Source organism: Trichocoleus sp. FACHB-6 (genome assembly GCF_014695815.1).
Taxonomy (GTDB): domain Bacteria; phylum Cyanobacteriota; class Cyanobacteriia; order Cyanobacteriales; family FACHB-T130; genus Funiculus; species Funiculus sociatus.
Genome location: NZ_JACJOY010000087.1, coordinates 1 through 21,981, shown reverse-complemented (window position 1 = coordinate 21,981; position 21,981 = coordinate 1). Strand labels below are relative to the sequence as shown.

The following is a 21,981-nucleotide window of genomic DNA, read 5'->3' as shown; positions in this document are numbered from 1 at the left end:
ACTGCACCAGAGATGATGTTGTTTCCGTACATCAGTGAACCTGCAACTGGTTCGCGGATACCGTCGATGTCCACTGGGGGAGCGGCGATGAAGGCGATGATGAAGCAGATGGTTGCGGATAGCAGGGTGGGGATCATCAGAACGCCGAACCAGCCTACATAAAGGCGGTTGTCGGTCGATGTAACCCATTCGCAGAAGCGCTGCCATACGTTGGCGCTGGAGCGCTGTTGGATGGTTATGGTCATGGTTTGAATGATTGCGGGAATGAATGTTTTAGGTTGATGTACTTATAGTAGAGTGACTTTTAAGTTTTGTAAAGAAGTTTGTAAAAAATTTTTATTTTTATCCCTGTGGGAGCGAAAAGCCGTAAAGTTCCGTATCTTGGTCAGAGTGGTGGCTGTTAGTGGTAAGAGTGACAACAGGCAGCGTCAAGTGGGTAAGCTGATTGTGCTGGAAGCGATCGCCCACAACAAAAAACACCTATGAACTTTTTCGATAAGCTACTTCAAGCAATTGAACGCAATCAAACCTTACTGTACGTAACACTCGACCCAGAAGCGGAGAACCAGAACAAAACCCTGAGTGACATCTCCGACAGGCTACATCTGATCACCGAAACCGCCAATTATGTCTGTGCATATAAATTAACTCTTGGCTTTTATCAGGCGCTTGGCATCCCTGGCTTAGAACTACTCCAGCAAACCTTAGCAGCCATCCCCGGTGACATCCCGGTAATTTTGGACGCTAAACACAGCGACATCAACACCAGTACAGTATTTGCCGAAACTGTATTTGAAAAATGGCAGGTTGATGCTTGTACGTTGTCGCCTTACGCCGGACTGGACATGGCGGCACCTTTTTTGGTTTATCCAGGCAAAGCAGTCTTTGTCGAGTGCTACACTGGCAATCCCTCAGCCGCCGTCTTGCAAGAATATCCAAGCATCGGGCGACCTTTTTATTTGCATCTGGTGAAAGAAACCAAAAACTGGGGAACGCCAGAACAACTGGGACTAGAAGTAAGCGGGGCGATCCCAGAAATTTTAGGTCGCATCCGCACCGCCGCCCCAGAACGTCTCATCTTACTGCAAGGATGGTCAGAAGACCAAAACTTAGAGCAAATTTTAGCGGCTGGCTTAAACGCCTATGGAGACGGGTTACTCCTTCCAGTTCCCCCAAATTTATTAACCACCGAACATCTAGCCGAAGCCGTCCAATCCTTACGCGACACGGTGAATAACCAGCGTCTAAAAATTGTACAAGAAAGCCCCACCTGTGACCTGTGGCTTCCGGATGTCTGCTTCCTACAGCCTTCTCCCCACCGAGACACGATTTTGCAACTTTACGATATTGGCTGTATTGTGTTTGGCGATCATGTGCAAGCGTCTGGAGCTATTTTTCCCTACTACATCGACCTTCGCAAAATTATCTCCCAACCGCAAATTTTTCATCAAATTTTAAGTGCCTACTCGGAAATTCTTAAAAACTTGCACTTTGACAGAATTGCCGGAATTCCTTATGGTTCATTGCCAACTGCTACGGGGTTAGCCCTACGTTTAGATCGTCCGATGATTTTCCCACGGAAGGAAGTGAAATCTCACGGTACTAAACGGGTAATAGAAGGGCATTTTCAGCCTGGAGATAAAATCGTGGTGGTGGATGATATTCTCATCAGTGGCAAAAGTGTAATGCAAGGGGCGGAAAAGTTAAAAGATGCTGGATTAAATGTAGAAGATATTGTGGTTTTAATAGACCATGAAAAGGGCGTTAAAGAGAGGCTGCGGGAAAATGGCTATCAGGGTCATGCTGTCCTAACAATTTCGGAAATTGCCGAAACTTTATATCAATCTGGTCGCATTAATTCTGAGCAATTCCAAGTTTTAAGTCATTAGTCAGTTAGAAGACGAGGGAGCATCTTAGCTTTTGCAAATATACACCCGCAAGCTGGAAGCGTCGATGCTCCATAAACAAAGCCCGCTTTGGTCATGGGAATTGATGCGCTCTATTTTTCGGCAAGCTAGAGCATACATCCTGCAAATTTAGAATGAAATAGCTCAAAAGTGTTGGTAGCAAATGATCAGAGGTTGGATTTCTTGCGTCAATCCAAGCATAGCGATCGCATCTTAGATGGAAAATCGCTCTATTTTTGATGTAAAACAAGGGAGTATGGGAAGTGATTATTTGCATACCCCCTTGAAGCTTTGTAAGTGTTTGGCAAATTTTTTGGAGCTACTTTTACTTACAAAGCAATAGCAACGCCCCTGTTAGGACTGTGTTTGTTGACGACGTTGCCGCCATTGCTGACGCAATTGTTCAAGTTGTTGTTTTTGGTCAGCAGTCAACAGTGCTTCCATCTGGCTCTTGGTACTCTGGCGAACCGCTTGGAGTCTTGATTTTTGGTCTTCACTCAAGTTCAAATTAGGTCTTTGCCGTTGCTCTTTAGCAAGGCGCATTTGTTCCTTTTGCGCCGGGGTGAAAATGGCATCCATTTGCTGCCGCGTAGACTCTTTAATTTGCTGCATTTGTGCTTTTTGAGCATCAGTCAAATTCAGTTGGTTGTACTTCATTCCTACGCCACCAGCCCGACCAGGGCCAGCAAAAGCAACGTTGGTGAAAGCAGGAATCATTGGGGAAGCAGCAAGCATCAACGCGATCGCTCCTGGCAAGAAGAACAAAGGTTTCATCTTCATAAAAATGGAAATTCCAGGTTGTTAGTGTGCAGCAACAACGGATCCGAATGTTGTATTACCTTAGACCGGGCAAGGGTGAAGATGGTTCAGTCTTGATTAAAACTCATCGTGTCGAATTTGCCACATATCTCAGATGTATCGCCTATAGCCTTTACTACGCAATGAAATGGGGAGTTGAGATATTCTCAGATAATGCCTCTGCTGCAAGTTTGGCAAGCATATCCTGAGACTGTGAAACGCATCTTGTTGGGTTTCATGGAAGTTGCATGGCTCTTGCGATCGCCTGTTCAAGTAGCTTGGTGATGGTTGTTGCAACAGGGTTGTTAGGTTCGCGCCTGCCACGATGCGAGGCTCTCGCCGACTGTGAAAAATTGCTGTCACAATTACCCGACTCGATACAATCCGATAATACACAGCGTAGGGAAAGCGTTGCACCACCGCTCGTCGCACATCACGATATACAACTGCATAGGACTCTGGCATTTGACAAATGCGATTTAGCATCTCGTCCACACAGGCTAAAAATTCGTCACCAAGCCCCTGTTGTTGACTCTCGTACCAACTGTACGCCTCATCGAGTTCATCACCAACTTCTGGACGAAATACCAGTGCATAATTCATCGCTGTCTCTTAATCGATGCTTTGATTTCTTCCCAAGTCAGTACATTGTCTGGATTCTTTTCATAGTCATCGATCCGATAATCAAGTTCCCGCTTTTGTGGTTGTGGCTCTGTCAAATCAGGGTAAGCTTGCTCAGCTGCAATACTGTCCCAAATTGCTTGCACAAGATGAATTCTCTCTTCAATGCTGAGGGCTGCAATTTCATTCAACGTAGCTGTGATGTCCATGCTGAGCAACCTAAATGAAACAGTCGGCGGTCTACCTCAAATATAGCGGACAGGGTTTTGCCTATGATGCGATCGCCCTTCGGGTAGTGGTAAAGTGCGATCGCTGTTTTACCCGATCATCTCCACTGTATTTGGACACTGCCTGAAGGGGATGCTAACTTTTCGACTCGTTGGCGACTGAGCAAGAGTTAATTTAGCCGTCGTTGCCCTGAACAGTACAAACAATATCGCTCGGCATCCTGTTTAAGCAAAGGTGAGCTTGCGATCGCACTAACAGACTACCGGCGATGAGATCCATACGTAGGGGAGTTAGCTAGAAAGAGTCGAGGAAAGCTGTCCAGTTAGCCACTGCTTCCCCGAATTCTTGGTATCTGTCATCAGGATAATCAGACTGCGATTCTGCGAAGGCTTCGTAATCAGCTTGCCATTCTTCATCTGTTTTAGACTCAATCCCTTTAAAGTGTTCCTGTAATTTTTCCCAACCTTCTCTACTAACATCTCCCAATAGTTTCCTCAAGCGTTGATCAATAGGAAATCCTTTCTCTATGATTGAGTCTTCTAACATTCCAGTATCCAAACTGTCGGCGTAGTAGGGATCAGGATCATTTGTTATGAAATCAATAACTGATCTCCCCCAGAAGTTTTCTACTAAGGGATCTAACACTTCGAGAGAATAACTCAGTGTTAGCTTATCCAGCGCCTTTGCATTCGTCATTGAAAAGTGAATAATTTGGTTTCTCAATCTACCGAATGCACGGTACTGATCAAGCTGCTTAATCTTGATTCCTGTAGTTGCCCATAGCTGATCGGGCAATTCCTTATAGGATAGGGTGCGCCCGCCTTCTAGTAAATCAATCAGCGTGAGAGCATCCTTAGTGGAGTTCGGCTTGGGCAGTTTGGAAAAGATTAACAGCGGGTGTTCTTGAGCTATTCGAGCCTTTAACAGGATCTCTGCCGCATGAGCTGCATGTACCACACACATCGGCGTCTTACTTTCCAAAGCTTCCATAAAGGCATCACGAAAAAGGAGCATCCCCGTTCGCCTCATATTGCGGGGGACATCCTTCATAGAAGCTTGATCCATATTCCTGTGGTAGCTGAAAGACGACTGTTGTCAGACCAGTTTAGCAGCTGGTATTCATCTGTGCCCAAAGCGATCGCACCCTCACTCCACACCTCGGAGCCACCAGTAAAGTAAAATTTTCTTTACATCCCGCATCTGCAACCCTATTACACCCCATGCTTTGCGACTACCTGGTACAAATCCTGACTGCTGTGTCTACGATGTCGCCCAAGAAATCTCCCTAGAATACGCCCCAAACCTCTCCACACGACTTAATAACAAACTCCTGCTCAAGCGGGAGGATATGCAATCAGTCTTCTCCTTCAAGCTGGGGGGTGCTTACAATAAGATGATGTACCTGCCAACTGTTAAAGCGATCAGTTAGAGTGTCTCACCACTACTTGCTTGAGGCATCGCTTCAATAAGTGCCCGAAGCACCTTGTTTACTGACTCCGGTGTTGAGAAAACCTCGGCAACATCCTCATCCAAAACAACGACTGTTAGCTTTGGCTTTCCACTACGATTTGCAAAATGGTTAGGCTTTGCTTTTTTGTAATCGAAGCGGTACTCTAGCAAAAGCTCATCTTCAGAGTTTGAAGGTTGCTCATTAGGCGTTTTGTTCATAATCTTCACGCTCCCTGCAAATTGACCACAGATCCCCGACTTCTCTAAGAAGTCGGGGATCTCATCTCCCAGGCTACTCGTCCAGCAGCAGTCGTTTGAAACCCATGCTATTAGGCAATTTACAATCTGTTAAAAACTGCTGATAAGCTAATTCTCCATCAATTTGCGCTCTGATACACTCTGTTTTGGGTAGCGTTCCTTTCCGTAATCCAGCATATTCCAAGTAACTGGAAAACTCCCATTCTCCAGCCTTCTGCACCAGTCCTGCTTTCACCGGATTAAGATGAATATAACGTGAGAGATTGACCAGATAATCGGTTCGGTCAACGTGGATACTTTGAAACCGCCCCTGAAATAATACCCCAACCCGATTGAACCGCTGATTCATGGCTTTTGTGTAGGAGAGTGAGAGGGATTTCATTGCATCAGACAGGGTTTCATCTGTTAGATAAAATAAGAAATGGTAATGATTTGGCATAAGACAGTAAGCAACAACATCTACTCCGTTGCTTGTGAGATGTTGCCTCACTAATCGCAGAAAATAAAGATAGTTTTCACGCTCGAAAAAAATCGCTTGGTGATTGTTACCCCGATTGTAGATATGGTAAAAGTTCCCAATTTGTAGTCGAATCCGTCTTTGGGGCATGGGTACGAGTTACAGAACGTCTTTAGTAGTGTTCCCTCAGATCCCCGACTTCTTAAAGAAGTCGGGGATCTCAACCCATCGATAAAGTAAAATTGTCTTCCATCCGCCATCTGCCACCCCCTTCACCCCATGCTCTGCGACTACCTGGTACAAATCCTGACGGCTCGTGTCTACGATGTCGCCCAAGAAACCCCCTTAGAATACGCCCCAAACCTCTCCGCACGGCTGAATAACAAACTTCTGCTCAAACGGGAGGATATGCAGTCAGTCTTCTCCTTCAAGCTGCGGGGCGCTTATAACAAGATGGCGCACCTGTCGCCAGATATGCTGGCGCAGGGTGTCATTGCCGCATCCGCTGGAAACCATGCCCAAGGCGTCGCCCTGGCTGCGCGTCAGTTGGGAACGCGATCGCTTATCGTCATGCCAGTCACCACGCCTCAAGTCAAGGTAGATGCCGTTAAAGCGCGAGGGGGAGAAGTGGTGTTGCATGGGGATACTTACGACGATGCTTATGCTTTTGCCCGTCAGATGGAAGCGGAAAAAGGCTTAACTTTTATTCACCCCTTTGACGATCCGCACGTAATTGCTGGACAGGGAACGATTGGGATGGAAATTCTGCGGCAATGTCAGCAACCCATTCATGCTATTTTTGTGGCGATTGGGGGAGGCGGATTAATTTCTGGGATTGCGGCGTATGTGAAACGGTTGCGTCCCGATATTAAGATTATTGGCGTTGAACCCGTCGATGCCGATGCCATGTCTCAATCCCTGAAAGCCGGGAAACGGGTGCGCTTGTCGAATGTGGGTTTATTTGCCGATGGGGTTGCAGTACGGGAAGTCGGGGAAGAAACCTTCCGGCTGTGTCAAGAGTACGTCGATGAAATCATTTTAGTGGATACGGATGACACTTGTGCCGCAATTAAAGACGTGTTTGAGGATACGCGATCGATTTTAGAACCAGCGGGTGCATTAGCGATCGCAGGCGCTAAAGCCTACGTCGAACGAGAGCAAATTGAAGGACAAACGTTAGTTGCCGTTGCCTGCGGTGCTAACATGAACTTCGATCGCCTCCGCTTTGTCGCAGAACGAGCAGAATTTGGCGAACGCCGCGAAGCCATTTATGCCGTCACCATTCCTGAAGAACCCGGTAGTCTCCGCAAGTTTTGCGAATGTCTTGGCAAACGCAATCTTACTGAATTTAGCTATCGCATTGCCGATGAAAAAGAAGCCCATATTTTTGTCGGCGTGCAAATTCAAAACCGTGCCGATGCTGCAAAGATGGCAGAAAGTTTTGAAGCTTGCGGGTTCAAAACTCTTGACTTAACCGATGACGAACTGACAAAACTGCACTTACGTCACATGGTTGGCGGACGTTCTCCCCTCGCTTGCGATGAATTGCTTTATCGCTTCGAGTTTCCCGAACGTCCCGGCGCATTAATGAAGTTCGTCGGTTCTATGAGTCCAAACTGGAATATTAGTATGTTCCACTACCGCAACAATGGCGCAGACTACGGGCGAATCGTTGTAGGGATGCAAGTACCTCCTCACGAAATGCAAGAGTGGCAGGCATTTCTCGATACCCTCGGCTATCGTTATTGGGATGAAAGTAAGAATCCCGCCTACAAGTTATTTTTGGGGCAAGAAAATTGTACGCCGCCTTTGTCATATCGTTAGCAAACTGAGGCTTTGAGCGACAAGGAAATAGCTCGAAGGCAAGAAAATAGAAAACCTATAGCGATCGCTACTTTATTGCCTTCAGTACGCGAAATGCAAGCGAACCAACTCATGAGCAAAACAGTTTTGATTACGAGTGCATTTAGTGGAATTGGGAAGGCAGCCGCCCAACTTTTCGCGCCACAAGGTTGGAATGTTGTGGCAAAAGCGCGCTCGCTCGAACAAGTACCAGACTTAGCACAATTAGAGCGCGTTGCTGTCTTGGGTTTGGACGTTACTGACACCTCATCAATTCATGATGCGGTGGAGACAGCCAGTTGAGATAGAAAAGAAGCCAGCATTGCTCGATAGACTAGGCGATCGCTTTCTTGATTCTTGCTGCCGATTGCGCTTCTAGCCCCTATACTGACGAGCATAAACATTACAGATTGGGCAAATAGAAGGACAAGAGAAATTCTATGGAACCGAATGCAGAAGCGGATTCACTCAAGCGAGTGTTTGGATTGCCGACGCTGGTGATTTACGGGGTTGGTGATATTCTCGGTGCCGGAATATATGCAGTGATCGGAAAAATTGCTGGACTTTCCGGCTCTTTGGTTTGGGCTTCTTTCCTGACATCCATGACTGTTGCGGCACTCACCGCTTTAAGCTACGCCGAACTTGGCAACCGAGTTCCACAAAGCGGAGGAGTCGCCAGTTTCATCCACAGAGCATTTCGCAGGGATTGGCTGTCAATCTTGGTAGGCTGGTTGATGTTTTGTACCTGCCTGGTTTCGATGGCGACTCTCTCAAAAGCGTTTGCAGGCTATCTCAACGCTTTTGCTCCAGCAATTCCACCTTGGTTGATTATCCTGGCGCTATTTGCAGGTCTTGCATTTGTTAATTTTAGGGGAATGCAGGAGTCCTCAGCCCTGAATATTTTTTGCACGGCTCTTGAAGTTTCAGGTCTTCTGATTGTTATCTTTGTTGCCACCCTTTTCCTCATCGGAAACCCAGCAGGCGCGGCGAATTCTGTTCCCAGTCCCGTCCCCAACGCGCCAGCCATTGGTTGGATAGCGGTCGTTCAGGGAGCGGCACTCGCCTTCTACGCCTTCATTGGGTTTGAGGATATTGTCAATGTTTCCGAGGAAGTGAAAAATCCCCAGCGCAATGTTCCCAGAGCGATTCTGCTTTCCCTAGGAATTGCAGGTGTCGTTTATGTTCTCGTCTCCTGGCTTGCCGTTCAGGTACTCAGTTCGGCGGAACTTGCCGCCTCGAACGCTCCTCTTCTCGATGTGGTTCGGCGATCGCAGCCAAATTTTCCAGCAGTCATCTTTTCACTGATTGCGCTGTTCGCCGTTCTCAATACTGCTTTGCTGAATTTTGTCACGGCATCGCGGCTGCTTTACGGAATGTCGCGGGAAGGACTGCTTCCAGCTTGGTTAGGAAAATTACATCCACGCCGAGCAACTCCCTATCGAACGCTGGTTGTGATTCTGCCACTGGTGATTTTTCTCGCGCTGTCAGGTACACTTCAATTCCTAGCTGGAACAACCGCAACCTTGATTCTGGCAATGTTCTCTCTTGTCAACCTTTCACTGCTAGTCATTAAACGACAAGAACCCCGAACCACTGGGTTTCAGGTTCCTGCTGCGATTCCGGCTTTAGCACTAATTTCCAACTTAGTTCTGATTGCCTTTGCCTCTCGTGAAAGTCACATTTTGGCGTTAGTGTTTACAGGTTTAGGAATTCTGATCATTTTAATTCGCAATGCTCTTAGCAAACGATTGCCAAGCTCTTAACTTTAAATGCTGACTGTAGATGCGAATTCTACCTGATGAATGTGCGCCACGACCGCTGACACTCCTGCTGTTCGTGGCGCGATCGCTTCATTAAACCCAAGCACTCAGAAGCGTCTTCATTCACAGCTGTTATTTTCTGGCTGCTGGCTGACAGGACAAGCGATCGCCCCTCTAGGTTAAGGGTTTATTATGGGAAAAACGTTAGTACAGCTTTACCCATAAGTTACTTTAGCGCTAATAAATTTATTAGCGCTCGCCCTCATCTATGAAATTTTGAAATAACCAGAAATTTTAGCAGGCGCTACTTGCTGTAGCGATCGCATTATGGTGAAAAAGAATGCAGCCTTTGTCTATTATTCAATCTGTTGTAGTTGATAATTCCCTTCACTGTCGTTGTCCAGGTTAAATGGCTTGATTTGCAAGTTTCTCCCTCAGTTTCCGTAAAATTGGGATTTCCTTATATTGGTCAGGACGAATTGTATCCCAGTCTAGCCCTGCTGGTCGTGGATAAGTTGTATTTGTTGCGATTGCCTCATCAGCAGTAACAATCCAATCCAGCCCCCAATCGTGAGGTTGCATTGGCAAACGTTCTTCAACAATTTGCAACGTATGCACCGTTGTCACAATTGGAGTATCCGACTGCACTAATCCAAATTCTTTTAACATCGCAAGTTCCAAATCTGCAAATCCTGCCCCTTTACCAGCTCTACCCCCATTGCGCGTTACCGCCACACAACCCACCATAACTAAATCGATAGGCTGCATCTCTTCAAAAGTTACCAATCGCCCATAAGTTAGCGCCTTCCGCGCGATCGCACCTTCTTCAAGCGGGATGTTGCGCTGCTGCAAATCCTCAGCCGTCAATTCAACAAAGCAGCGAGTATTCGTTAAGCGGGGTACAGCCATGTATAAGCGTTTTCCATCTTTTAAAGCACGCGATCGCACCGGAATTTGCGGTGAATCCGGATTGCACTTAATTGCTTTTGATTGTTGCCAAATTGGTAAATCTGCTAACTGTTCAGCCGCTTTTTGGGAACCGACAAAGTTAGGAATGTGACCTTGCGGATCTCCGATAGCTAGCCCCTTTTGCTTCAGCAACGACCAAATATCAGCCCTTAGATTGTCCTTATCGGCATGATAACCGCTCCAAGTTGTCTTGATATTATTTGACATCAGCGATCGCTAATTTGTTATCTTAACAAGTCCTTATGGAAGATAGACTGGGATAGCAAGCGACTTAGCTTGGCTCATCCCAAAACTTGCAATATCAACGCTAACATTTATCAAGCCACTTTTTGCTAACCCACTTTGATTCAGGACATACTCAATGGCTACCAGAGAAGAAATCCTCCTAAACTTTGATCCTAGCGGTATTGGTGTCGATAACGGTAATCTCTTAGGACTTCCATTTGACTACGATTCTGCCAATATTATTGTGTTTGGCATTCCCTGGGAAGTGACTGTTTCCTATGGCTCCGGCACAGCTTTTGGACCAAATGCAGTTTTAGAATCCTCTCGTCAACTGGATTTGTATGACTTTGACAATCCAGAAGGCTGGAAGAAAGGTATTTTCATGGTAGAAATTTCCAAAGATATCCAGCAGAAAAATGAGGTTTTGAGGCAGGATGCGGCTCGAATTATTGAGCATATGGAACAAGGGAAGCGTGTCGAAGACGAACCCGACCTCACGCAAGTCTTAAAAAGGGTTAATCAAGAGTGTCAAGCTGTCAATCAATGGCTGTTTGAACAGGCTCAAGCTGCTATAAAACAGGGTAAAAAGGTTGCAGCAATTGGAGGAGATCACAGCGTACCTCTGGGAGCTATTCAGGCATTGGCAGAAAGTTACCCGGAATTCGGAATTTTACACATCGATGCTCACGCGGATTTACGCGATGCTTACGAGGGTTTCGAGTTTTCTCATGCCTCAATTATGTTTAATGCGCTGAAATTGCCCCAAATATCGAAGTTAGTTCAAGTGGGCATTCGCGATATTTCTCAAGATGAAGTTAATCTGATTCAACAGTCTGGAGGGCGAGTTTCTGCTTACTACGATCCTCAGTTAAAACAAAAGCTTTATGCTGGAGTTTCCTGGTTAGAAATTTGCAAACAAATCGTTGCAGAATTACCGCAGAATGTTTACATCAGTTTCGATGTCGATGGATTAGACCCCAAACTGTGCCCGAATACAGGAACTCCGGTTCCTGGAGGTCTAGAACTAGAGCAAACCTTTTTCTTGTTCCGCGAAGTTGTCAATAGCGGCAGACAGATTATTGGGTTTGATGTATGCGAAGTGGGGAATAGTGAGTGGGATGGTAACGTTGGGGCTAGAGCAGTTTATAAACTCTGCAATCTGATGACATTATCAGAGCAAAACCTTTCCTAGCGATTGAGAAAATAACAATAAGTGATGCAGGCACAAAATCTATCTTAAAAGATGCGATCGCGCTTACAAAAAGCGCGATCGCTTCATTCAACCCAAGCACTCAGAAGCGTCTTCACTCACAGATGTTATTCCCTGGCTGCTGGTTGACAGGATAAGCGATCGCTCCTAATCGTCTAACTACTATCTTGCCACCTCCGTGCAGAGTGACTATTCTTGACTTGGGTTGCATCTGTACCTAATCAAGCATCTGGGAACATATGTGAAAAGTTTCGGTTTAATCATCCTCCAAGGGCTGATAGACAGAAAATTTCCGTCTATCTCCCCCAACAAGGGTGTTATCTCGTTAGTTCATGTGGTTATCCAGCAGTCACACGGATGTCGTTTCATAACGCAATATTACACAATAGGATAAATTTGCCTGCTGAGTTATTCTTTACACCCTCAACCCTGCAACTATGTCAGACGAATCTCAACGTAATTCTGTTTTCAATGCCGCCGCTAACTCAAAAGTCTATCACGCTCAATTAAACGACATCGGAAAGTACACTCCAGAAAAGTTGGGACATTTGCAGAGAGGTGGAATACGCAGTGGAGCAGGACGAACCGAGGCTCAAACACAACAGATGCTTGACAAAATCCCGCCGTCTCAAAGAGCAGATGTTGATGGTCAATCTGCTGCTGCTAAAGTCAAAGAGTATCTTGCAGATAAAGATGCTAGTCACATAACACCACACAGTAAAGGTGGTTCAAGTCATTCAAATAACATCAAGTGGGAAAGCAAAACGACTAATCGCGCTCGCGGCGGTCAACAAATGACACAGCAAGAGCAAAAGCGGATTGACGTTAAAGCAGGAATTGATAATTTGAGTGGTGCTTTGAAAGCTGGTTTGGAAGCTGCACCTAAAGGGGCAATAGTAGGTGCAATTACTACGGCTCCTTTTTCTATGCTTAGGAATGCGCTACGAGTCGTCCGAGGTGAGATTTCGACTCAAGATGCTGCTCTAGAAACTGCCAAAGAAACTGCCATTGGGGGCGGAGTTGGTGCTACAACAGCTTTTACAGTTACAACCGTTGCTGCCGCTTGTCCCCCTGTTGCAATGGCATTGACAGCTATTTCGCCAGTTCTATTAGCTGCTGGTGGTGCTGGAATGGTTTACGAGTTTTTCAAAATTCTCAATGACCACAAGCAACAAGTGAAAGAATATTATGAATCTTTAACTCAGCATGATTTGAAATATATTCAAGACATCGAGAATGAGCTTCTGTACGAACACTCTAAGAACCTAGAATTTCTGAATGAGGCTCAAGCACTAAACGCTGAGATCACGAACAGACCGCTTGAATCTGGTGTGGAAGGTGCATTGAAACGATATCTTGAGTCATCCGCAATTGCTAAATCTTTGGGAGCTACCCCAGTGGGCAATAGACAGCTACCTGGCTCTCAAAAATCTCTTCCTTCGGCGTAGTAATCTTAGTTAAGTACAGCTATGTTTTTTCTACTTCCTTTGGTCGGTGCCGCAGTTGGAGCTGCGGTTGGTGCTCTTGTAACTCATGCTAGTGGTGAGAAGGACAGGCAAGCGGCACAGTACCATAAACAAGTTGCCAATGATTTGACCACCAAACTCTCTAATTTAGAGAAGAGGTACAATGAGTACGCTGACAAGAGCAAAAACCAGATTGATGATTTGACTCGACAGCACGCTTTGGGTGAAGCAGAGAAGGATCTTCTTCGTCTTGCAATCAGATTACAGCAAAGTTTGTATATGCTAATGTGGGACATTGATGACAAGCCTACGTACAATGCTTTGATAGGCCTTGAGGAAGCTGTCGCGGCAACTAACAAAGTTTTGTTTGAACTAAACGAGGAGTCAATACAAATTCCGAACAAGTACTTCTCTCGTAATCTAACGCGGGTTAAGAGACGTGAAAAACTTGCTGAATCAAAGCGAAAGAAAGTGGAGGATAACAACGTAGCATAACAACCCCAATGCAGGGGACGGTCGAAAGCAGCTGATCCTGAGTTCGAGATTATCTGCCGCCGCTGATTGGGAACGTTAGTCGCTTTTACCTACGGAGTTTATCTACCAGGCTATGCAAACGCCCCTACCCATCTATTGCCACCATAATTCAGCAGAGACAGTAGGGGCGAGTTTATCTAGTATCACCCACAGCAAAGGGAATGTTCGCGGCTATAGAATCAGCGTTGATGGGAATTGAAATGCCTGTTGTATCCAATCCTAAATCAACGTGACTTTTCCCGTATCAAGATCGTAACGACCTCCGACAATTTTGAGCTTTTCATCCAGCAATCGTTCAGAAACGATTGTTGAATTTTGTTTTAATTTCTCAATCTGATACCGAACATTTGCAATTACAACATTATCAACCGGATCGCCGGATTCATCTTTTGCCTTAGCGATCGCAGGTTTGATGGCTTTAACAAAAGAATTCATGCTTCCAGGGAGACGTTCCCCCTGGACTGCTGCGGTGACAGCACCACAGCGTTCGTGACCTAAAACCATAATCACAGGAGTGGTGAGGACAGCTACAGCATATTCCAGACTGCCAAGCACCTCCGGGGTCACAATATTTCCGGCAACCCGGATATCAAATAAGTCACCGAGTCCTTCATCAAACAAAATTTCCGGAGATACCCGCGAATCCGCGCAGGTTAGCAGCGTTGCAAAGGGGTGTTGTGCTTGGGCAAGTTCTTGAATCCGTGCCTCTGATTGATCCGGATGCTTAGCCTTGTGTTGCACAAACCGTTGATTGCCCTCCATCAACCGTTTTAGGGCGGCATCCGGGCTGGGAGGCTCAACGGTGGCAGCGATCGCTCGATTTGCTTGCACGCCCCAGAATGCACTTCCCGCCACAGCCGCCATCAGTGCTATTCCGCCATTTCCCGTTAAGTTCAAGAAATTGCGTCGCCCTATTAACCCATTGTTCTGATTCATAGGTATTAAGAAGAAGTAAAAGTTGCAGAATCAACTATTCAAAGTTTAAAGTCTATCTTCGACTGGAGCTTTTATTTTTTAGTCTTTCCAAATTTACCAGAAAACAAAAGCAGGCACTTTACAGCGACGCAACGCATCTTGTCGAGCGAATTTCCATCGCATCAGAAATGTAACAGCTTCCTCCAAACTTGTTGAGGATTGGTCGAATAATTTCCACAGCACCTTTAAGGGTTTCCGGTGGACAAAAGGCAATCACGTAGACATTATCCAGCATGGTCATATCCAAATCTTCAGAACCGCCTCTGAGTCCCTGACCGGCAACATTTCGGATGACTAGGTGTCCCGTTACCCCTGCTTTTTTTAAGCCATCTAAAATTTTGCCAAGTTCAAATGAATTTGCTATGATTTCTATTCGTTTAACTGTATGCATGATGTTATCTCCAAAGCATCTCAATTCCGTACAGATATAAAGGAATTCCCACAATAATGTTGAAAGGAAACGTTACAGCTAGGGCGGTAGAAACGTACAAGCTAGGGTTCGCTTCCGGGACAGTTAAACGCATAGCGGCGGGAACAGCAATATAAGAAGCACTTGCACAAAGCACCGCAAATAACAGCGCGTCTCCCTTGGGCATTCCGATAAATTTTGCAATCAAAAGTCCAATAGCTGCATTGAGGATTGGGATTAGTATTGCAAAAGAAATGAGAAAAACGCCCGTTTTTTGCAAGTCCTTAATCCTTTTAGCAGCAACCAACCCCATGTCGAGCAAAAAGAAGGTCAGGATACCGTAGAACAATCCCTGAGTAAAGGGTTCCAAAGTGTGCCAACCGCGTTCTCCAGTTAGGACTCCGATGATCAGGCTACCAACCAGCAGAAATACGGAGCTATTCAGGAAAGCTTCTTGCAACACTTCGGGCCAGGAAAAGTCCCGATCTCCCTGGCTGGGCGTGAATAGATTGACCAGAATCAGCCCGACGATGATAGCCGGAGATTCCATAAGCGCTAGGGCTGCAACCATATAACCATCATAATCAATCCCCAACTCGGTCAAAAAAGCTCCTGCCGTGATGAAAGTTACGGCACTGATGGAGCCATAAGTCGCAGCGATCGCTGCTGCATCATAGGTATCTAGCCTCAGCTTCAGGATAAAAAAGGTATAGATCGGGACAGCACACGCCATCAATATGGCTGCCAGCATGGTCAATAGGACTTCCTGGGTTAAGCCGCTTTTGATCAGTTCCACTCCTCCCTTAAAGCCAATGGAAAATAGTAGATAAAGTGACAGTAACTTTGGGAAAGGAGCCGGAATTTCCAGATCCGATTTAACAAAAACTGCCAGCATACCTAGAAAGAAGAATAGGATTGGTGGATTTAGGATATTAGAAACGATCAGGCTTGTATCCATATCCACTCCCCATCCTGGATAACCAAGAATTTGAAAAAGGTTTTAATCATGACTGAAGTGATGCAGTGGTTCTACGCAACCTAGGTTGCGTAGAACCACTGTATGGCAATTGAGTCGCTAAAAAGATATAGGAAATTTTTATACTAAGTATAAATAAAACCTTTCTAACTACCGGAATCAGTCGAGAGCTGGGTTTGACAATAACGGAAGTCGCGACTGCAACTTCAGCGCAGACTACGGGTGAATTCTAGTGAGAATGGCAGTACCTCCCCACGAGATCGAGGAGTGGATGGCTCTCGATACGTTCAGGCTTAGCGATGAGGATGACAGCCAGAATTCAGCAATCTGTTTTTGGGTGAGGGCGATCGCGCGTATACCCATGACGCTCCAGACGCATTAAGAATTATCAACTCCGATACGTCAAGCGCTTTCATCCAGCCGTTTAGTGTAGTGAGGGGTTAAATCTCAGCGTCAGGAAACGAAACCGACATAATTTTACCCTAAGAGAGATACACACTAAAGCCATCAGAAAATTGCATTACTGGTTTCTTTTGTGCATCAAGTTCTTCTTCATCAAGTAACAGTTTGATTGACCAACGCTAGTTTTTAGAATACATTACTAAAAATATCCGAATGAAAAAGACTGATTGCCAAGACATCCATGCCAGAATAAAGTAATAGAAATCGGACTGTAGTGGTTAAAAATAATCCTTGAGCAGTTTTTTCCACTTACCCCAAAGCTATTGACAGATAATGTGGCTCCAAAATTATGTTTGCAGTCGGTTTACAGATAATCTGGTTTGATTTGCAGCTATTGAAGCTTGGACTAACCTTTTATTTGCAATTTAATGTAGTTTCAGTTTTGTAATGGAAAGCGATTTGAAGCGTTTGGGTTTGCAGTTCGCTACAATTACATCTTGGCTGCGGCTTTTCCATACTACTTGCAATCTTTGGTAATTTAACCTTGTCTGCTACTTGACCGGGTATACAGAAGCATTGTAACTTCTGTTGCTTGCTGCCTGAGCCTGCTCAAACCCACTCAAACCCACATCTTGGAAACTTTCCCTTACCTGCACTCATGCAGAGAATCAAGAACGATGTCTAATCAAGCTTCTGACCGTCTTCAGCAAAATGTTGAAAGAATTATGCATCTGTGGGAGAAGCGGGCGCGTGATGAAGTTAACGCATCAATACATCACGATTCTCTTGTCTTACAAGATTCGCTACCTTTGTACTTAAACCAACTGGTAGATGAACTCTCAAACAGAATTGACAGGACACCTGCCCGAATCGCAGCCGACGAGGTAGAAAGCACGCGAATTGGCAAGAAGCATGGGCATGAACGGGCGGGCTATGCTGACTACTCCATGACTCAACTCATTTTCGAGTACCACATCCTCCGTCAAGTCATCTTTCAAGTTTTAGAGGAAGAAGCACCTTTAGAAGTCAGGGAACGAGACATCATTATCGGCTCCATTGAGCAAGCCGTTAATGACGCTGCCACTCAATTCTCCGAGACGCTGCGAGATATTCAAGAGCTATTTATGGTGACGCTAACTCACGACCTCAGAGGCCCCCTTAATGTTGTAAAAATGGGAAGTCAACTGACTCTGCGTCGGCTGAAACGAGGAGATAGCCACGTGGATGTAGCCGTGAGGATGCTCAATGCGATCAATCGGCTGGATTCGATGATTCAAAATCTGCTCGATGCAAGCCGGCTGCGGGCAGGGCAGAGCTTAAATATTGAATTTGAAGAATGCGATTTAGAGGTGCTAGTTCAGGAGGTAGTGGAGGATTTGAGCTTCGCTTATGGAGAGCGGTTTGTTGTGGTTTGTGATTCTGATATCAGGAGTTATTGCAGCCGTAAAGAAATACGGCGGGTGATTGAAAACTTAGCAGTTAACGCTGTGAAATATGGTGCGTCTGGCACGCCGATTACACTCACGCTTCAGCAAACTGAAACGCAGATCAGCCTTACTATCCATAATGAAGGCGATCCGATTGCCCTAGACGCTCAATCAATCCTATTTCAACAATTTCGTCGAACTATCTCTGCTGAGGAGCAAACGGGATGGGGACTAGGATTATTTTTGGTAAAGAGTATTACTGAAGCACATCAAGGGACGATTGAGATTGAAAGCGCTGAAGGTACGGGAACAAGCTTTATCATCAAGTTACCCAAAGTTCCCGATCGGGTGGCATAGTGGCTAAGGTTCTTTGCTGATTTTGGTGAAAAGAAGGGCGGTCATCAATTTCTGCAACCTCGATTGTAGGCTAAAAATCTTTCTAGAGAATTGCCCCTATACATGACACTCCTCAATAGCGATCGCGCTCGACATCTTGCCGCAAGCAGTCGCTGGAATTGCTTCGGTTTCGGCAAGCGCGATCGCTGTGGGCAGTCAAATAATCTGCGATGTCCAGGTGGGGCCATCGCAGCGCGGACCATCCGCCGTCCAAATCAATTTATCTAAGCACATTCGCCGCGCTGACCTGCCCGTGTCCCAAGCATGGTAAGCGATGTAATCAGTTTTACCATCGGGACCGACAACAATCGAGTTATGACCGGGACCGAGAACCCGATCGACAACAGTTTTCAATACGCGGGGTCCGGCTTCATTCCCTGCATCCGAGTAGGGACCCATGACGCTATCTGCAACGCCATAATCGACACCGTAGTTTTCCGTTTCCCAACGTCCACCGCTGTAAAAGCAGTAGTAGCGATCGCCATGTTTGCGGACACTAGGGCCTTCTAAAGTATGCCAATCATAGCGATCGCCATACATCAAACGGTTTGCCAGAAACCGCTGCCAGTCAGAGCGGGCGCGTAAAACAACTTTCCCCTCTCCAGCCAGTTTTGTCATCCCTATCAATCGGTCTACCATCAGCGCCGTTCCAGCCCTTACTCCGCCTTCTGTATCTAAGAAATCGCGGGCGTAGAACAGATACCACTGACCATCGTCATCCCGAAAGGCATGAGGATCGATAGCGAAAGGACACGATTCAGGGTCTATGAGGGGTTCGCCAATGTCTTGATAAGGCCCCAATGGGCGATCGCTCGTTGCAACCCGTAACTGATGCCGCTTGTCTTCGTGTCCTACGGAGTAGTAGAGATAGAACTTGCGATCGCAATAAGCAACTTCCGGTGCCCAATAGTTATCTCCGAGAGCAGCGTCTGGGCGCAACAGTGCATTACCCGCAAACTCCCAGCTTACAAAGTCCTCAGAGCGCAGGAGGGGAAAGACGCGCTGTTTGCCGATTTCGTCCACCTCTCCCTCTGCTTCTGCTGCACCCGTGCCGATTGCGTAATATACTCCCTCGTGTTCCCAAACAAACGGATCGGCAAAATAGCCGTTGTACACCGGATTTGTGTAGGTGCGTTTGCTAGGAAATTCTTCAGGTGTCGGCTCAAATTGAGACATTAGCGTCCTAATACTTGAAATTCACGTAGGTTTCAACTTTGTTTTCCGGCAACTGCTCTACCACATGGCACCGCAGTAATTCCCTTACTTGCTCTGGCAGACTTTCATAATAGTCTCGTTGCACAGTCAAGTCCACTTTCGCGGTATGCAGCCAATGCATCACATAGCCCATCACAACCATCGGTCTGGGTGTGTTTGTCCGGTTTGGTGAACCTCGATGCAGCGCCAGCGGCGAGCGAATCATCACATCACCCGGCTGCATATAAAAAGACTCTATGGGAATTTCGCCAGCAGCGACCTTCACCAATCCTTCCTCACGCGGCATGACATGAGTCCCCCGCGCCATTTGAAACGGGCCATTGTCCGCCGTCACTTCTACCAGTGGAAAGTTTACCGCCAGCGCGTAGAGTGGCGTTACTATCTGATCTGAGAAAAGTGGGCGAAAGTCTCGGTGAATTTCCTGGTAATCCGAACCTTGTACTGGAATATCAGCCCCCAACTGCACCATCTTATATTCTTGGTAGAATACGCGATCGAGAATCCCCAAAATTACCGGATTCGCAAACACATCTACGTTGGCAAAGGGAGCAACCCACGGGAAGGTTAGATAGTAACGGGATTGTTCGCGAGGTGCCAGACCACCCGGTTGATTTTGGCGCTTTTGGAATAATTCATTAAAAGCGTCTCCCCACTCTTCGATTAATCTCCTTTCAAACAGACCCCGAATCACACAAATTCCATCTCGATTGAGTTCTTCAGCAAAGCGATTTAGGTCAGTCGTCGTAAACTTAGCTGTATCTGTAGTTTGAATCATGTTCTGCTCCAATTCAGGGCGTTAGAGTTATAGTAAAATCTATCTTTCAAGAGCAAAGTGTTTCCGGAAGCTGGTTCGTTGCTCCCAAAATTTCCGTGTAATTGCTGATTAACCAGGTGTTCTAAAGTTCAGTAATTTCCACAGTTCGCGCTAATAGAATTTCCTGAACTTTCAGATGAAACTGTGACCGAGTTGGTTAATCAGCGGGCAAAGAATGAAGTACAACCTTCACTGCTCCTGCAACGGTTGAATGATTAACCACTATCGTCCAATCGTCATTTCCATATCCACAAGCCTTAGTGACCTAGCTTCTCGAAGTTTCATTGCTGCTGCTAAAACTGATTCCTCATTGTCTAAAGAAAAACATAGCGTCATCTACTTAATACTATTATTCCCCCCGATAGATGCAGAATAGCAATTTCTACCCCGAATCTTAAAAAAACTTTGGGTTCGTTTTGCGAAGAAGCCTATATTTTTGTGGGCGTGCCAATTCAAAACGGTTTGATGAAGTTCATCGCTTCCATAAGCTGGGGCGGGAATCTCAGCCTCTTTCACTACCGCAACAAGGGGGAGAGTAGAGGCGTGTGGCGGAGATGCAGGTGTTACCCCAGGAGATGGATCAGTCGCAGGCTTTTTTGATACGCTTTGGCTTAGCTATGGGGATGAAAGCCAGAATCCAGCCTAAAAGCGGTTTTTGGGATGTCGAGTTTCAGCTTCCCGTTCGGTTGCGGGTAGATACCGCAAATCTATTACTGGCACGACTATGGTTAAGCTGGGAGAAATTACCTGGAGGAGATCCCCCTCCACTATGACAAACGTGGTGCGTAAGGTTTCGTGGCGATCGCGCAATTTGTTGAATGTCTCCTCCAACGCCTCTATGTTGAGCGAACCCGTCAGGCTAAGTGCTGCGGACAGGGATTGTGGGAAAGATACCCAGTCATGCTAAATCCGCACTCGGAACAATGGAAACAACTTTGATATCTGTAGCGCGATGAATCGGCTTGTCTGGTTTCTCTGTTGTTACCAATTCTTCAGCACCGACTGATATAGCAGCGGCTACATGAAGCGCATCTAAAGCAGCCAGTCCTGACTTACAGGCTTCACGATAAGCATCTTCAACAATGCGTTCCAGGGAATCAGCCCAGTAACTCACAGCATTGAAAAACGTCTCGTAAAAATCAGATTCAGCGGTATTTTTGTAGCAAATTGCTTTAGGCAAAACTTCCAGTTTGACAAAAATACTGGATGCGAACTCTCTGTCGGGGTCATCAAGAATTTCCATTGCTCGGATGGCAATAGGAGTCGTCCCACGAGCCGCTGCGATGAGTACCCCGGAATCAATATAGGTGCGTTTCATTCAATGTTTTGATCGCGCTCATTTCGGCGCTCAGTTACTTCTTTTTCTACTTCTTCCCATCCCAGTAAAGGTTGACCACTCGCAACAATTTTCTGGCGAATCTCCCAAAGTTTGCGTCCGAGGGGTGTTTTCGGCTGGAATAGCTTATCCTGAATGGCAGTTTCGGTCGTTTCAGTTTCCATCGTGTTCACCTTAGTGCTATCACGCTTCTAAGAGGATGTTTGAAAAGTGGTGAGGGGTTAAATATTATGCCAACCGCCTGACCATGATACGGATCATTGCCAGATAAATAAAAGTCTCCGATGTTTCTGGCAATAACTCATAA

The 21,981-nt window shown here is 46.1% G+C and carries 24 protein-coding genes and 4 pseudogenes; 12 read left to right on the top strand and 16 right to left on the bottom strand.

Annotated features, from left to right (window positions below):
* Nucleotides 1–245: pseudogene (locus tag H6F66_RS16640) on the bottom strand (photosystem II q(b) protein); the annotation flags it as partial.
* Nucleotides 246–297: 52 nt separating this feature from the next.
* Between H6F66_RS16640 and H6F66_RS16635 the strand changes: the two are divergent.
* Together H6F66_RS16635 and H6F66_RS16630 are read left to right on the top strand one after the other, a co-directional pair.
* On the top strand, nucleotides 298–486 hold the full coding sequence (locus H6F66_RS16635; RefSeq protein WP_190423298.1) for a hypothetical protein: 189 nt from the start codon (nucleotides 298–300) through the stop codon (nucleotides 484–486).
* Complete coding sequence (locus H6F66_RS16630) at nucleotides 483–1,889, top strand: bifunctional orotidine-5'-phosphate decarboxylase/orotate phosphoribosyltransferase (protein ID WP_190423296.1); 1,407 nt, start codon at nucleotides 483–485, stop codon at nucleotides 1,887–1,889. Before H6F66_RS16635 ends, H6F66_RS16630 begins: the two co-directional genes overlap by 4 nt.
* A gap of 372 nt (nucleotides 1,890–2,261) precedes the next feature.
* Here H6F66_RS16630 and H6F66_RS16625 read toward each other — a convergent pair whose 3' ends face one another.
* The 3 genes and pseudogenes from H6F66_RS16625 to H6F66_RS16615 form a co-directional block, all read right to left on the bottom strand.
* On the bottom strand, nucleotides 2,262–2,687 hold the full coding sequence (locus H6F66_RS16625; RefSeq protein ID WP_190423294.1) for a Spy/CpxP family protein refolding chaperone: 426 nt from the start codon (nucleotides 2,685–2,687) through the stop codon (nucleotides 2,262–2,264).
* A gap of 323 nt (nucleotides 2,688–3,010) precedes the next feature.
* Nucleotides 3,011–3,308: pseudogene (locus tag H6F66_RS29395) on the bottom strand (type II toxin-antitoxin system RelE/ParE family toxin).
* Nucleotides 3,305–3,535: an addiction module protein gene (locus H6F66_RS16615; protein WP_190423292.1), complete on the bottom strand. Its 231-nt coding sequence runs from the start codon at nucleotides 3,533–3,535 to the stop codon at nucleotides 3,305–3,307. The pseudogene H6F66_RS29395 and the gene H6F66_RS16615 overlap by 4 nt, the downstream one beginning before the upstream one ends.
* 96 nt (nucleotides 3,536–3,631) lie before the next feature.
* Here H6F66_RS16615 and H6F66_RS29390 point away from each other — a divergent pair.
* A pseudogene (locus H6F66_RS29390) lies at nucleotides 3,632–3,724 on the top strand (transposase); the annotation flags it as partial.
* A gap of 124 nt (nucleotides 3,725–3,848) precedes the next feature.
* Here H6F66_RS29390 and H6F66_RS16605 read toward each other — a convergent pair.
* Nucleotides 3,849–4,619 carry a hypothetical protein gene (locus H6F66_RS16605; protein ID WP_190423290.1) on the bottom strand — a complete coding sequence of 257 codons (771 nt, stop codon included), beginning with the start codon at nucleotides 4,617–4,619 and terminating at the stop codon, nucleotides 3,849–3,851.
* Nucleotides 4,620–4,774: 155 nt separating this feature from the next.
* Between H6F66_RS16605 and H6F66_RS29385 the strand changes: the two are divergent.
* Nucleotides 4,775–4,962: pseudogene (locus H6F66_RS29385) on the top strand (threonine ammonia-lyase, biosynthetic); the annotation flags it as partial.
* 17 nt (nucleotides 4,963–4,979) lie between these two features.
* On the opposite strand, the gene H6F66_RS16595 reads toward H6F66_RS29385, so the two are convergent.
* Both H6F66_RS16595 and H6F66_RS16590 read right to left on the bottom strand, forming a co-directional pair.
* Nucleotides 4,980–5,222, bottom strand: a complete 243-nt coding sequence (locus tag H6F66_RS16595) for a hypothetical protein (protein WP_190423288.1) — start codon at nucleotides 5,220–5,222, stop codon at nucleotides 4,980–4,982.
* A 73-nt stretch (nucleotides 5,223–5,295) separates the two neighbouring features.
* Nucleotides 5,296–5,868: a transposase gene (locus H6F66_RS16590; protein ID WP_190423286.1), complete on the bottom strand. Its 573-nt coding sequence runs from the start codon at nucleotides 5,866–5,868 to the stop codon at nucleotides 5,296–5,298.
* Nucleotides 5,869–5,997: 129 nt separating this feature from the next.
* On the opposite strand from H6F66_RS16590, the gene ilvA reads away from it, so the two are divergent.
* The 4 genes from ilvA (at nucleotide 5,998) to H6F66_RS16570 (ending at nucleotide 9,503) form a co-directional block, all read left to right on the top strand.
* On the top strand, nucleotides 5,998–7,542 hold the full coding sequence (gene ilvA, locus H6F66_RS16585) for a threonine ammonia-lyase, biosynthetic (protein WP_190423284.1): 1,545 nt from the start codon (nucleotides 5,998–6,000) through the stop codon (nucleotides 7,540–7,542).
* Nucleotides 7,543–7,554: 12 nt separating this feature from the next.
* Nucleotides 7,555–7,863 (top strand): SDR family NAD(P)-dependent oxidoreductase, encoded by a 309-nt coding sequence (locus H6F66_RS16580; protein WP_242019230.1) that lies wholly within the window; start codon nucleotides 7,555–7,557, stop codon nucleotides 7,861–7,863.
* Nucleotides 7,864–8,000: 137 nt separating this feature from the next.
* Nucleotides 8,001–9,323, top strand: a complete 1,323-nt coding sequence (locus H6F66_RS16575) for an amino acid permease (protein WP_190423282.1) — start codon at nucleotides 8,001–8,003, stop codon at nucleotides 9,321–9,323.
* A gap of 39 nt (nucleotides 9,324–9,362) precedes the next feature.
* Nucleotides 9,363–9,503, top strand: coding sequence for a hypothetical protein (locus tag H6F66_RS16570; RefSeq protein WP_190423281.1), 141 nt, complete (start codon nucleotides 9,363–9,365; stop codon nucleotides 9,501–9,503).
* A gap of 222 nt (nucleotides 9,504–9,725) precedes the next feature.
* Here H6F66_RS16570 and H6F66_RS16565 read toward each other — a convergent pair whose 3' ends face one another.
* Nucleotides 9,726–10,496, bottom strand: coding sequence for a 5-formyltetrahydrofolate cyclo-ligase (locus H6F66_RS16565; RefSeq protein WP_190423279.1), 771 nt, complete (start codon nucleotides 10,494–10,496; stop codon nucleotides 9,726–9,728).
* A gap of 154 nt (nucleotides 10,497–10,650) precedes the next feature.
* Here H6F66_RS16565 and H6F66_RS16560 point away from each other — a divergent pair, with 154 nt between their 5' ends.
* The 3 genes from H6F66_RS16560 to H6F66_RS16550 all read left to right on the top strand — a co-directional run bounded on the left by H6F66_RS16560 (nucleotide 10,651) and on the right by H6F66_RS16550 (nucleotide 13,685).
* Nucleotides 10,651–11,706, top strand: coding sequence for an agmatinase family protein (locus H6F66_RS16560; RefSeq protein ID WP_190423277.1), 1,056 nt, complete (start codon nucleotides 10,651–10,653; stop codon nucleotides 11,704–11,706).
* Between the two features lie 455 nt (nucleotides 11,707–12,161).
* Complete coding sequence (locus H6F66_RS16555; RefSeq protein WP_190423275.1) at nucleotides 12,162–13,172, top strand: hypothetical protein; 1,011 nt, start codon at nucleotides 12,162–12,164, stop codon at nucleotides 13,170–13,172.
* A 21-nt stretch (nucleotides 13,173–13,193) separates the two neighbouring features.
* Nucleotides 13,194–13,685: a hypothetical protein gene (locus tag H6F66_RS16550; protein WP_190423273.1), complete on the top strand. Its 492-nt coding sequence runs from the start codon at nucleotides 13,194–13,196 to the stop codon at nucleotides 13,683–13,685.
* Between the two features lie 258 nt (nucleotides 13,686–13,943).
* On the opposite strand, the gene H6F66_RS16545 is transcribed toward H6F66_RS16550, so the two are convergent.
* From H6F66_RS16545 to H6F66_RS16535, 3 genes are all read right to left on the bottom strand, one after another.
* Entirely contained in the window at nucleotides 13,944–14,660 is a 717-nt protein-coding gene (locus H6F66_RS16545; RefSeq protein ID WP_190423271.1) for a carbonic anhydrase, read from the bottom strand.
* A gap of 118 nt (nucleotides 14,661–14,778) precedes the next feature.
* Nucleotides 14,779–15,090 (bottom strand): P-II family nitrogen regulator, encoded by a 312-nt coding sequence (locus tag H6F66_RS16540; RefSeq protein ID WP_190423270.1) that lies wholly within the window; start codon nucleotides 15,088–15,090, stop codon nucleotides 14,779–14,781.
* Nucleotides 15,091–15,094: 4 nt separating this feature from the next.
* Nucleotides 15,095–16,066 carry a sodium-dependent bicarbonate transport family permease gene (locus tag H6F66_RS16535; protein WP_190423268.1) on the bottom strand — a complete coding sequence of 324 codons (972 nt, stop codon included), beginning with the start codon at nucleotides 16,064–16,066 and terminating at the stop codon, nucleotides 15,095–15,097.
* A gap of 1,097 nt (nucleotides 16,067–17,163) precedes the next feature.
* On the opposite strand from H6F66_RS16535, the gene H6F66_RS27770 reads away from it, so the two are divergent.
* Nucleotides 17,164–18,270, top strand: coding sequence for a HAMP domain-containing sensor histidine kinase (locus H6F66_RS27770; protein WP_199313334.1), 1,107 nt, complete (start codon nucleotides 17,164–17,166; stop codon nucleotides 18,268–18,270).
* Between the two features lie 195 nt (nucleotides 18,271–18,465).
* Here H6F66_RS27770 and H6F66_RS16525 read toward each other — a convergent pair whose 3' ends face one another.
* The 5 genes from H6F66_RS16525 to H6F66_RS16505 form a co-directional block, all read right to left on the bottom strand.
* Nucleotides 18,466–19,485 carry a glycoside hydrolase family 43 protein gene (locus H6F66_RS16525; RefSeq protein WP_190423266.1) on the bottom strand — a complete coding sequence of 340 codons (1,020 nt, stop codon included), beginning with the start codon at nucleotides 19,483–19,485 and terminating at the stop codon, nucleotides 18,466–18,468.
* Between the two features lie 7 nt (nucleotides 19,486–19,492).
* Nucleotides 19,493–20,299: a phytanoyl-CoA dioxygenase family protein gene (locus H6F66_RS16520; protein ID WP_190423264.1), complete on the bottom strand. Its 807-nt coding sequence runs from the start codon at nucleotides 20,297–20,299 to the stop codon at nucleotides 19,493–19,495.
* A gap of 681 nt (nucleotides 20,300–20,980) precedes the next feature.
* Nucleotides 20,981–21,214, bottom strand: a complete 234-nt coding sequence (locus H6F66_RS16515) for a condensation domain-containing protein (RefSeq protein WP_190423300.1) — start codon at nucleotides 21,212–21,214, stop codon at nucleotides 20,981–20,983.
* Nucleotides 21,215–21,236: 22 nt separating this feature from the next.
* On the bottom strand, nucleotides 21,237–21,656 hold the full coding sequence (locus H6F66_RS16510; RefSeq protein ID WP_190423262.1) for a PIN domain-containing protein: 420 nt from the start codon (nucleotides 21,654–21,656) through the stop codon (nucleotides 21,237–21,239).
* The gene (locus H6F66_RS16505; RefSeq protein WP_190423260.1) at nucleotides 21,653–21,838 is read right to left on the bottom strand and encodes a hypothetical protein; all 186 of its coding nucleotides are present in this window, start codon (nucleotides 21,836–21,838) and stop codon (nucleotides 21,653–21,655) included. Before H6F66_RS16505 ends, H6F66_RS16510 begins: the two co-directional genes overlap by 4 nt.
* Between the last annotated feature and the right edge of the window lie 143 nt (nucleotides 21,839–21,981).